General features: G+C 57.5%; 9 protein-coding genes. All 9 read left to right on the top strand.

Features of this window, described 5'->3' with window-relative positions; genetic code table 11:
• The first annotated feature begins 612 nt into the window (after nucleotides 1-612).
• The 9 genes from KW829_RS02295 to tssC all read left to right on the top strand — a co-directional run bounded on the left by KW829_RS02295 (nucleotide 613) and on the right by tssC (nucleotide 11,750).
• The gene (locus KW829_RS02295) at nucleotides 613-1,107 is read left to right on the top strand and encodes a hypothetical protein (protein WP_010432813.1); all 495 of its coding nucleotides are present in this window, start codon (nucleotides 613-615) and stop codon (nucleotides 1,105-1,107) included.
• 24 nt (nucleotides 1,108-1,131) lie between these two features.
• Nucleotides 1,132-1,635, top strand: coding sequence for a type VI secretion system lipoprotein TssJ (gene tssJ, locus KW829_RS02290; protein WP_010432816.1), 504 nt, complete (start codon nucleotides 1,132-1,134; stop codon nucleotides 1,633-1,635).
• Between the two features lie 28 nt (nucleotides 1,636-1,663).
• A complete protein-coding gene (tssK, locus tag KW829_RS02285) occupies nucleotides 1,664-3,007 on the top strand; it encodes a type VI secretion system baseplate subunit TssK (protein WP_212473615.1) in 1,344 nt (447 codons plus the stop codon).
• Between the two features lie 17 nt (nucleotides 3,008-3,024).
• Entirely contained in the window at nucleotides 3,025-4,263 is a 1,239-nt protein-coding gene (locus tag KW829_RS02280) for a DotU family type VI secretion system protein (RefSeq protein WP_089601490.1), read from the top strand.
• A gap of 2 nt (nucleotides 4,264-4,265) precedes the next feature.
• The gene (gene tssM / locus KW829_RS02275; RefSeq protein ID WP_218307510.1) at nucleotides 4,266-7,886 is read left to right on the top strand and encodes a type VI secretion system membrane subunit TssM; all 3,621 of its coding nucleotides are present in this window, start codon (nucleotides 4,266-4,268) and stop codon (nucleotides 7,884-7,886) included.
• Between the two features lie 16 nt (nucleotides 7,887-7,902).
• Complete coding sequence (gene tagF, locus KW829_RS02270) at nucleotides 7,903-8,619, top strand: type VI secretion system-associated protein TagF (RefSeq protein ID WP_010432823.1); 717 nt, start codon at nucleotides 7,903-7,905, stop codon at nucleotides 8,617-8,619.
• Between the two features lie 11 nt (nucleotides 8,620-8,630).
• Nucleotides 8,631-9,647: a type VI secretion system protein TssA gene (gene tssA / locus KW829_RS02265; RefSeq protein ID WP_089601496.1), complete on the top strand. Its 1,017-nt coding sequence runs from the start codon at nucleotides 8,631-8,633 to the stop codon at nucleotides 9,645-9,647.
• Between the two features lie 75 nt (nucleotides 9,648-9,722).
• On the top strand, nucleotides 9,723-10,247 hold the full coding sequence (gene tssB / locus KW829_RS02260) for a type VI secretion system contractile sheath small subunit (RefSeq protein ID WP_010432827.1): 525 nt from the start codon (nucleotides 9,723-9,725) through the stop codon (nucleotides 10,245-10,247).
• A gap of 3 nt (nucleotides 10,248-10,250) precedes the next feature.
• Nucleotides 10,251-11,750: a type VI secretion system contractile sheath large subunit gene (tssC, locus tag KW829_RS02255; protein WP_028018712.1), complete on the top strand. Its 1,500-nt coding sequence runs from the start codon at nucleotides 10,251-10,253 to the stop codon at nucleotides 11,748-11,750.
• The last annotated feature ends 62 nt before the right edge of the window (nucleotides 11,751-11,812 follow it).

Raw genomic sequence — 11,812 nt, 5'->3', positions numbered from 1 at the left:
ATAGATATAATTTATGTCTTAAAGGGAAATTATCATAGCGTGAAATATTAAGTTATTTTGAGCCGTGAAATTAACGCCGGGCGGCATCAGTGAAATAGGCCCATTCTGAGCGTAAAGTACGTGCAATATTAAAGATACCCTGTTAATGCAACAAATAATTCATCGGCGATATGTTCTTTTGACATCACCAATACTCGAATTCTACTAATTATGGTAGTGGCGATAATAGCGACATTGCGTTAATGAAAGTGGTTCTCTTTTGTGTTTTTGTTATGTAAAACAAAAGGTTGTATGGGTTTGAGATGAATAAATAAAAGGGGGTAGGCCATGTATAATTTTTTATTAAGATTAATCCTATAATCTATCGTCTGCTTCATTTACCAACAGTTACGTAACGGTAAATATTGAATTGATGCGAAGCTCATGTAAACTTGTTTACCGTTTGTCAAAATATGTCAGGAAGACGCTGGGCCTTATTCTGAAGGGCTCGTGCGGTAGCTATGCCTTTAAAATAGTAACGCCCCGAAAATATCCTGACTATTTTAACAATAGCACTTAAGTCAAACTTCATCTCCTTATCTCCATCATCGAAATATCGCTACGGAAAAGCATATGAAAATGCGCGTACTGTTTTCACTTCTGTTTGTAATGGCGGTGGCGGGCTGTAAAGCGCCCCAGAAACCTGTGATCACTGACGATACCATCGTGACCAGTCAGGTTAACGGCGTCACCTTAACTCACCGTCATGTTGTGCTGCCCCCGGCAGAGTTCACCCAGGTGAATGAGCCTTATCGCGCCATGTACCCCGCATCCCTGATGAGCCGTCCGGACTACGGCGGAAAAGTGATCCGCACGCTCGAGACCGGCAAAACCTATGTGGTGCTGGGTCAGGTTGAACACTTCTGGATGGCGCTTGCCGACGAAGGGAACGAACAGCTGATTGGTTACGTCCCAATGCGCGCCGTCATCAAGGCCGACCAGTACGAAGCCACAGTGCGTAAACAGGCGATCCGTCCAAAAGCGCGTAAGAAAGCAACCTGTGTTGACGTCGATGGCAACAGCAAAGCCTGCAAAGACAGCGCAAACGGCACCTGGATCCTGAACTAAACGGGTTTCAAGAGCGTATTTTTTATGAATACAAAAACGTTTCATCAGCTCGGGTTAGCATTTTTCGCGGTGATTTTCACCCTGTTGAGTGGTTGTACGTCGTCTTCACACAGCGACCCCTCCCGCTACAATCTGCAGTTTCAGGCTCACCCCCAAATCAATGATTCTGCGCCATTAAAGGTCAGAGTGCTGCTGCTGAAATCCGATGCGGATTTCATGTCCAGCGACTTCTATTCCCTGCAGAACAACGCGTCGGCCACGCTTGGCGCGAATCTGCTTAACAGCGATGTGTTCTTCCTGATGCCGGGCCAGCTTTCGAAAACCCTGAGTGGACAAAGCTCGCCCGAGGCACGCTATATCGGCGTGATGGCGGAATATCAGACGCTGGACGGGAAAAAATGGCGCGTCTCAATCCCATTGCCTGTTCCCGGCGAAAACCATTTCTACCAGTTCTGGAAATGGTCCGCAGATGAACTCATCGCCAACGTCTTCCTGGACGTGAACGGTATCCGGGTCATCAGCCAGTAACGCGCTTCATAACAGGAAACACATCATCATGACGAAAGCAGAAAAGGTCGTCTGGACCGAAGGCATGTTCCTGCGTCCACACCATTTTCAGCGGACAGAAAGTTACCTGCTGAACCACATTCGTGAATGGGGTGCGCTGCAGCGATCGTATCTGTGGGGCTTTCTCGACGTTGAGCTGGACGACGCGATGCTCCGCCAGGGCTGCATTGCACTGAGCTACTGCAGCGGGTTACTGCCTGACGGCACGTTTTTCCAGGTGCGCAATGGCCGCAACGGCCCGGTGCCGCTGAAGATCCCTGACAATCTCACCAATGAGAAGGTGGTGCTTGCGCTGCCGGTTCGCCGCGGCGAACGCGAAGAGGTGATTTTCAGTGAAGAGCAGGCCTCGCTGGCGCGTTACCTCGCTTTTGAACAGGACGTCGAAGACGATAATGCCATGTCAGTGGGCGATGCCACGGTACAGTTTGGCCGCCTGCGTTTAACCCTGATGCTGGAAAAAGATCTCTCGGCAGAGTGGACCGCTATCGGCGTGGCCTTTGTGAGCGAAAAACGCAACGACAACCACGTGCGGCTGGATAACAGCTACATTCCGCCGATGCTGAATGCCAACAACAGCCCGCAGATCTACAGCATGATTAACGATCTGCATGGGCTACTGGTCCAGCGCAGCCAGCAGATTGGCGGACGTCTGCGCCAGCCAGGCCGCTTTAATACCTCCGAACTTATTGAGTTCACGCTGCTTTCGCTGGTTAACCGTCATCTCGGTGAAATATCCCATTTAAAAACCCTGCCGCTGATCCACCCGGAAACGCTGTGGCGCAGCTGGCTGCCGTTTGCGACGGAACTTGCCACCTGGACCTCTCAACGCACAGCGGAGAGCGTGCTCCCGGTGTATGACCATGACGATCTGGCGGTCTGCTTCAGCAAGCTGATGCTGATGCTGCGTCAGGGGCTGTCGCTGGTGATGGAAGATCACGCCATCCAGCTGCCGCTCAACGAGCGTTCCCATGGTCTTAACATCGCTACCGTGCCGGAGACCAGCATGGTGCGCGAGTTCGGCTTCGTGCTGGCGGTGAAAGCCAATGTGCCGGGCGAACACCTGCAAACCCATTTCCCGGCCCAGATGAAGGTGGCACCGGTCTCGAAAATCCGCGATCTGGTTCAGCTGCAGCTGCCGGGCATTATGCTGCGCGCCATGCCGGTCGCCCCGCCGCAAATACCGTGGCACGCGGGCTACAGCTATTTCGAGCTGGAGAAGGGCAGTGAGCTGTGGCACGAGATGGATAAGTCCGGTGCGTTCGCTCTGCATCTCGCAGGGGAGTTTCCGGGTCTCGATATGGAGTTTTGGGCCATCCGTAGCCCGACAGAATAATAAAGCGAGCACTAAATATGCAGGAACGACAGGATACCGGCAGTGATGCTGTGTTTACCGGAGCCAGTGGCAATAATCAGCTGGTGGCGGCTGCCAACCCGCTGCTCAACGCCATTCCACAAATCCGTCATTCGGTTTCTCATGACGATCAGGTGGCGTTGCGCCAGCGTCTGATCGACGAAATTCGCCGTTTCGAAGTGCGATGCCAGCAGGCAGGGTTGCCGTATGAAGTGATCGTCGGCGCCCGTTACTGTCTGTGTACGGCGCTGGATGAAGCCGCCGCGCTCACCCCCTGGGGCAGCAGCGGCGTCTGGTCCAGCAGTGGCCTTCTGGTCACGTTTCATAACGAAACCTGGGGCGGAGAAAAATTTTTCCAGCTGCTGGCGCGCCTTTCTCAGAACCCGCGTGAACATATCCTGCTGCTGGAGATGATCAACTACTGCCTGTTGCTCGGTTTCGAGGGCCGCTATCGGGTGCTGGATAATGGCCGCACCCAGCTGGAAACCATCAAACAGCGACTGTGGCAGATGATCCGCAGCGTGCGCGGCAGCTACGCGCCGCCGCTCTCGGTGCACCCTGAAGATCGTCCTGTACTGCGCAAGCTGTGGCGTCCGATGGTCCCCCTCTGGGCCTGCGTGGCGCTGGTCGGGTTTATCGCCTGTCTGTTTTATATCGTGCTTAACTGGCGTCTGGGCGATAACACCAGCCCGGTGCTGGCGAAGATTTATCAGTCTCAGCTGCCGGAAACCTCCATTCAGCAGCCCGCTCGCCAGCTGCCTGCGGTACTAAACCTGCGCGGCTTCCTGAAGCCTGAAATCGATGCTGGTCTGGTGGCGGTGAAGGATGAAGCGGATCGCAGCGTGGTGATCCTGAAAGGAGACGGCCTGTTCGCCTCGGCCTCGACGGTGGTGCGTGACCGCTATGAGCCGGTCATCAACCGCATTGCGCAGGCGATGAATAACGTCAGCGGCAAAATTCTGGTGGTGGGCTACAGCGACAACGTGCCGATCCGCAGCGCGCGCTTTGCCTCCAACTATGAACTCTCTCTCGAACGCGCCCGGTCGGTGCAAAAACAGCTGCAGGGAAGCCTCTCGCAGCCTGAACGCGTGAAGGCGGAAGGGCGGGGCGAAATTAACCCGGTGGCACCAAACACTACGCCTGAAAACCGCGCCCGTAACCGCCGTGTGGAAATTACTCTGCTGGTGTCGCCTGAAAATACGCAGGCTGAGCTGAACGGATTGCCGCAAGGAAACTAAGGATGCTGACTACTCTTCTTTCCATACTGACCAATCGCATTCTGTGGAGCTTCCTCGGCGTAACGGCGCTCGCGGCGGTGATCTGGATGATTGGTCCGCTGTTGTCCATCGTGGATACCCGCCCGCTCGAATCTGAACAGAACCGCGTTATCAGTATCGCGGTGGTATATCTGATCTGGGCCCAGAGCCACATTCTGCCTCGGCTGTATAACGCCTGGCTGAACCGCAAGCTGATGGACAAGCTCAACGAGAACACCACTAAAGCGGAGGCGGCCGATCCGCAGAAACGCCTGAATAACGAGGAGCAGATCCTTGCAGGTCGTTTCGACGAAGCCGCGCAGATGCTGAAAAAAGCCCACTTCAGTAAGGCGGGCCACAGCGCGCAGTGGACGCAGCGTTTCAGCACGCAGTATCTCTATCAGCTGCCGTGGTACGTCATCATCGGCGCGCCGGGCTCCGGGAAAACCACCGCGCTGGCCAACTCCGGGCTGCAGTTCCCGCTGGCGGATCGCTTCGGTAAAACCGCGCTGCGGGGCATCGGCGGCACGCGCAACTGCGACTGGTGGTTCACCAACGAGGCTGTTCTGCTGGATACTGCCGGACGTTACACCACGCAGGAGAGCGAACAGGTTCAGGACGCAGGCGAATGGCTGGAGTTCATCAACCTGCTGCGAAAATATCGTCGTCGCCAGCCGATCAACGGTGTGATCATCACCATCAGCATTTCCGACCTGCTCACGCAGTCCGCCGAGGCGTCCCGCCAGCAGGCGGTGAACCTGCGCCAGCGACTTTCCGAGCTGCATGAGCAGCTGGGCATCCGCTTCCCGGTGTACGTGATGGTGACCAAGGCTGACCTGCTCAAGGGCTTCCGCGCCTGGTTTGCCGATTATGACAAAGCGCAGCGCGACCAGATCTGGGGCTTTACGCTGCCGTGGGAGCAGACCAAACACGCGGATTACGACCTGATGGGCAACTTCCAGCAGGAGTTTTCTCTGCTCCAGCAGCGCCTGGATGCCGGTCTGCCGGAGACCATGCTCAAGGAGCATGACGGTAAAACCCGTGCGGAAGCCTATCTCTTCCCGCAGGAGTTCGCCGCGCTGCGCCCGCTGTTGGCGGATTACCTGAGCACGGTCTTTGCCCGTTCAAACTTTGAAACCGAATTCTCGCCGCGCGGCATCTACTTTGCCAGCGGCACCCAGGAAGGCATGCCGTTTGACCGCGTGATGGGCGAGCTTAACCGCGCGCTCTCTCTGCCGGAAGGGGCCGAAAGCGATAACTGGGATTCCGTCAGCAAAGAAGCCCCCATCCCGGGCGCGAAAGGCCAGAGTTTCTTTATCAAGAATCTGCTGCAAAACGTCATTTTCCAGGAAGCGGGCATTGCCGGAGAAAACCGCTGGTGGGAGCTGCGCAACCGGGCGGTGATCTGGTCTGGTTACGCGGCGCTGCTGGCCCTGCTGGTGATTTTGGGCGGGCTGTGGCTGACCAGTTACGCCAAAAACAAGGCGTATCTGGAAGAGGTTGACGCCAAAGTGCCGGTGCTGGAACAGCAGAGTAAGGCGCTGCAAAATCAACCTCAGCGCGATCTCTTTGCGCTTCTGCCGCTGCTTAACGGGCTGGTGGACCTGCCGAAGAGCGACGCCTTTGACGTTAACGACCCGCCAGTCTCCCGCCGCATGGGGCTTTACCGTGGGGATGACGTCAGCGATGCGTCGCAGTCTCTGTATCAGAAAGCGCTGGATCAGATGTTGCTCCCCGCCGTAACGATGCACATCACCACCTGGCTGCGCAACGACAACGGCAGCGACGTGGAATACAGCTACGAAGCGTTAAAAGCTTATCAGATGCTCTATCAGCCGAAGCACTATGACGGCAAATTCCTGCACTCCTGGGTGATGCTCAACCTGCAGCGCAACCTGCCGCAGGACGTCACTCAGGCGCAGCTTCAGCAGCTTGAATGGCATCTGACCCAGCTGCTGGAACCGAAAATTCAGGCTTCACCCTATGCGCTGGATGAATCCCTGGTCGCGCGGGAAAGGGCGCTCATCAACCAGCAGCCGCTCTCGACACGCGTATACGGTCGTCTGAAGCGTCTGCTGGAGCATGACGAAAACCTCAAGCCGGTCTCGCTTTCCGATCTCGGTGGCCCGCAGAGCGAGCTGGTCTTTTCCCGCAAAAGCGGCAAGCCGGTCAGCGAAGGCGTGCCGGGTCTGTATACCCCGGACGGCTACTGGAAAAGCTTTAACGGCCAGATCGACAGCGTGACGACCGCCCTGCATGAAGATGACGCCTGGGTATTAGGTGCTACCACGGCCCAGGAAGATAAACAGCAGATCGATAACGCGGTGCGCCAGCTTTACATGCGTGACTTTATCGCCAACTGGGATCGCTTTCTCGCCGACATTCAGCTCAACAGCAGTGCCGATCTCTCTCAGCGTATCAACACCGCGCGCCTGCTCTCCGGGGCAAACTCACCGCTGCGCCGTCTGGTGCTAAACCTGAGCCAGGTGCTGACGCTGTCGCGCAATGCGCCTGCGCCAGAAGATGCCGGGAAAGCGGAAGAGCAGAGCAACCGTGCTACGCGCACGCTGCAGGCGCTGTTCAGTAACAACGATGCGGCGCCAACGCAGGGTGCGGTAGCGGTACAGGCACCGGAGCAGCTGGTGACTGACCACTATGCGCCGATGATTGAGCTGGCGCAGCCGCTGGAGAAAGGCGGAAAGACCATTGTGTTTGACGATTTTCTCAAGCAGGTGGACGAGCTGTATCGCTACCTGACCGCCGTTCAGGATGCGGCCAACAGCGGGATGCCTGCGCCGGGCGGCGACGCAATTAGCCGTCTGCAGGCCAGCGCGGGCCGTCTGCCGGGCGGGCTGCAAACCATGTTCAGCAATATGGCCGTGGGTGCCAGCAGCGATACCCAGCGACGCGATCTGGAAAACGTGCGTAAGCGCATTAACGTGGAAGTGGGCGGTTTCTGCCGTCAGGCGATTGCCGGTCGCTACCCGCTGGTGCGCAGCGCCAGCACGGAAGTGACGCCTGACGATCTCGCCCGCATGTTTGCACCCGGCACCGGGCTGATGGACACCTTTTTCCGCGATAACCTGACCAACAAAGTCGACACCACCCAGGCGAACTGGCGCTTTATGCCGGGGATCGACGGTAAAACCCTGCCGGGCAGCGAAGGGCTGCTGCGCCCGTTCCAGCAGGCACAGTCAATCCGCGATGCCTTCTTTGCCAACGGGGCGACAACGCCGTCCTATAAGGTCACGGTGCGCACCGTGCGGATGGATAACACCATTCTGAACCTGACGCTGGACGTTGACGGCCAGCTGTTGCGCTACAGCCACGGCCCTCAGGCGGTGCAGATCATGAACTGGCCGGGTCCGGGCGGCACCAACCAGGTGCGTATGCAGCTCGGTCTGGCAAACGGCAGTACGGCATCTCTGGTGACTAACGGATCCTGGGCGCTGAACCGCTTTTTCGATAAAGCCCGGACCAGTCCTGGCGCGGGTAGCCTGAGCCGTCAGGCCACCTTCAACGTCGACGGTCATCAGGTCACGCTGGAGTTTGCGCCAAACAGCATTCGCAACCCGTTCCAGCTTCCCCGTTTCTCATGCCCATAACCGCAAGGACAGCCGTATGACGAATACCCCTGCGATGAACCGCTACAGCTGGTATGGCAAATTACCCAGCGCCGGTGACTTTTTGCAGCGTCGCTTTCCTGACACCCTACAGCGCCAGTGGTCACACTGGTTTCAGGTCGGCCTGCTGGCCTGGCAACAGGAAGAGCAGCGCAGCGGTGAGCGCCAGTTTACGAAAGCCCCGGTGTGGAATTTTGTCGTTCCGCCCATGCTGGGCAGCCAGATGATCCAGATGGGCTGCCTACTGCCGGGACGTGACAGCGTGGGTCGCCACTACCCGGTCTGCATTCAGCTGAGCTTTAGTCCCGCCGAATGGTCATCGCGTCTGCTCGGCCAGGCCGAAAGCTGGTACCAACAGCTTGGTCGTCTGGGCCTGCACGCGGTGCGCAACGGTTTCTCCGCCTCACAGCTTGACGAGATGTTGATGAGTATCCCGGCGCCGCAGCCCGTTGAGCCACAAAAGCGATCCGACATTCTGGACGTGATTGGCTATGACGATGACGGCCAAAGTACGCTGGGCTGGCCGCAGGCGGCAGAGTGTTTTGACCCGCTGCGTCAGACCAGCTTCTGGTGGACGAACCGCTGCGACGGCTACCCGCTCTACACGCACGTCCACAGCGGCAACTTTACCGGGCAGCTCTTTACGCTGCTGTTCGATCCGGCAGGCGGCGCCCGACCGGGTCGTCACGGTCTTTATCCGCCTATGTTTGAATAAGCAGGGATCTCATGAATATCGAAGAATTTCTCGCGCCGATAAGCCCCGACAAACCCTGTGGCGAAAACCTGGAGTACGACGCTGATTTCCAGATCATGAATCAGGCAAGTCAGGGGAAAGCGGAACAACAGTTTGGCGACACCATTATTCCGGCAGAGCCCGCTGACTGGAACACGGTAGAAAAATTCGCTACCAGCCTGCTGACCCGCACCAAGGATCTTCGCGTCCTGCTGGCATTAACCCATGCCTGGACACGTCGCCGTGGACTCGCGGGCTATGCAGACGGGCTGTTACTGGTGCAGGAAGCCCTGACCCGTTACTGGGAGCAACTCTACCCGCTGCTGGAAGAGTATGGCGAAACCGATCCGTTCTACCGCATCAACGCCCTCGCCGGGCTGAGCGATAAATCTGACCTCACCGTCGCGGTACGCAACGCCTCGCTGCTCCGCTCGAACGGGGATGAAATTTCGCTTCGGGACGCGCAGGCGCTGCTCGACGGCAGTAAAACGGAATGCCCTGACTATCCCGGCGGCCGCCCAAGGCTGATTGACGAACTGGCGCGCGGCGACCAGCCCGGCACCGCAGCGGTGATTGTGATTAACGAACGGCTGCTGGCCATTCGCGATCTGCTCACCGGGTATCTGGGGGAAAGCGGCGTACCGGAGATGGAACAGCTGCTGAAAACTGTTGGGCTGGTCGCCAGCGCCTGTCAGGTGACAGACATTAGCAAGCTGCTGCCGAACCGTGAGGCGCAGGCTGAACCCCAGGTTGAGCAGCAATCGGCGGTAACGCAGCCCCTTCAGCAGGTCACTGACTGGCGCAGCGTGCAGGTCACCAGCCGCGCCGACGCCCAGCTGATGCTGGAAAAAGCGAAACAGTATTTTGCGCAGTACGAACCGAGCCATCCCGCACCGCTGATGATTGAGCGGGTGCAGCGGCTGTCTGAACTTAACTTTATGGACATTATTCGCGACCTGGCGCCAGACGGCGTTAACCAACTGGAAAACATCTTTGGACGCCGCGAATAACGCGTCCTGGCATTATGACGACAGGCATGGAGCCTGTCGTTTCACCTTCACCGCGCATCTTTGATGGAGAACATCATGGCAATGAGTAACAGTGGACAGAAATTCATCGCACGTAACCGTGCTCCCCGCGTCCAGATCGAGTACGACGTAGAGATCTACGGTGCAGAACGTAAAATTCAGCTGCCGTTTGTGATGGGCGTCATGGCCGATCTGGTCGGTAAACCGGTAGAAAACCTGCCTGCCGTCGATGAGCGTAAATTCCTTGAAATCGACATCGATAACTTTGATGAACGCATGAAGGCGCTGAAGCCGCGCGTGGCGTTTAACGTGGATAACACCCTGACGGGCGAAGGCAAACTGAACGTTGATCTGACCTTCGACAGCATGGACGACTTCCTGCCGGATGCGGTGGCCCGCAAGGTTGAGCCGCTGAACAAGCTTCTGGAAGCGCGTACCCAGCTCTCTAACCTGCTGACCTACATGGACGGCAAAAACGGTGCAGAAGAGCTGATCGCAAAAATTCTGCAGGATCCGACGCTGCTCAAATCCCTGAGCCAGTTGCCGAAAAATGACGAAAGTGCGAAAGGTAGCGAGGAATAATCGATGAGCAACCAGACTCAACAACACGAGCAGCAGGCGGGTCAGGCGTTCAGCCAGGATGAGTTCAGCGCGCTGCTGAACAAAGAGTTCCGCCCGAAAACCGATCAGGCGCGCTCTGCCGTAGAAAGCGCGGTTAAAACCCTGGCGCAGCAGGCGCTGGAAAACACCGTCACTTTCTCTAACGACACCTACCGCACCATTCAGAACCTGATTGCCGGTATCGACGAGCAACTGTCGCAGCAGGTGAACCAGATCATTCACCACGACGAGTTTCAGAAGCTGGAGAGCGCCTGGCGCGGCCTGAGCTACCTGGTGAACAACACTGAAACTGACGAGATGTTGAAGATCCGCTTTATGAGCATCTCCAAGCAGGAGCTGGGACGCACCCTGAAGCGCTACAAGGGCGTGGGCTGGGACCAGAGCCCGATCTTCAAGAAAATCTACGAGCAGGAGTACGGTCAGTTCGGCGGCGAGCCGTTTGGCTGCATCGTCGGCGACTACTACTTCGACCACAGCCCGCAGGACGTTGAGCTGCTGGGTGAAATGGCGCGCATCGGCTCTGCGGCGCACTGTCCGTTTATCACCGGTACCGCACCGGGCGTGATGCAGATGGAATCCTGGCAGGAGCTGGCTAACCCGCGCGACCTGACCAAGATCTTCCAGAACACCGAATACGCGGCCTGGCGTTCACTGCGTGAATCCGAAGATGCCCGCTATCTGGGTCTGGTGATGCCGCGCTTCCTGTCGCGTCTGCCGTACGGCATTCGCACCAACCCGGTCGACAGCTTTGACTTTGAAGAGCAGACCGACGGCGCGAACCACAACAGCTACTCCTGGGCGAACGCCGCCTATGCGATGGCGGCCAACATCAACCGCTCCTTCAAAGAGTACGGCTGGTGCACCTCAATTCGCGGCGTGGAGTCCGGCGGGGCGGTGGAAAACCTGCCGTGCCACACCTTCCCGAGCGATGACGGCGGCGTGGACATGAAGTGCCCGACCGAGATCGCCATCAGCGATCGTCGTGAAGCAGAGCTGGCGAAAAACGGCTTTATGCCGCTGGTTCACCGCAAAAACTCCGACTTCGCTGCCTTCATCGGTGCGCAGTCGCTGCAAAAACCGGCCGAATACCACGACCCGGATGCCACCGCCAACGCGCGTCTGGCCTCTCGTCTGCCGTACCTGTTCGCCTGCTGCCGCTTTGCGCACTACCTGAAGTGCATCGTGCGCGACAAAATCGGCTCCTTCCGCGAGCGCGAAGAGATGGAGCGCTGGCTGAACGACTGGGTAATGAACTACGTGGACGGTGACCCGGCCAACTCCTCCCAGGAGACCAAGTCCCGTAAGCCGCTGGCGGCTGCGGAAGTGCAGGTGCAGGAAATCGAAGACAACCCGGGCTACTACGCCGCGAAGTTCTTCCTGCGTCCACACTACCAGCTGGAAGGTCTGACCGTTTCCCTGCGTCTGGTTTCTAAACTGCCGTCGCTGAAGACGAAAGACGCGTGATGACGATTGCCGGCTCGAAGGAGCCGGCCATTTGACCGTAAAGAGCTTAGCTAATTTCTGTC

Origin of the sequence: Enterobacter sp. ENT02 (genome assembly GCF_019219165.1) — a bacterium.
GTDB classification, from domain to species: domain Bacteria; phylum Pseudomonadota; class Gammaproteobacteria; order Enterobacterales; family Enterobacteriaceae; genus Enterobacter; species Enterobacter mori.
The sequence above is the reverse complement of the archived record's forward strand: the minus strand, read 5'-3'. Positions and strand labels throughout refer to the sequence as shown.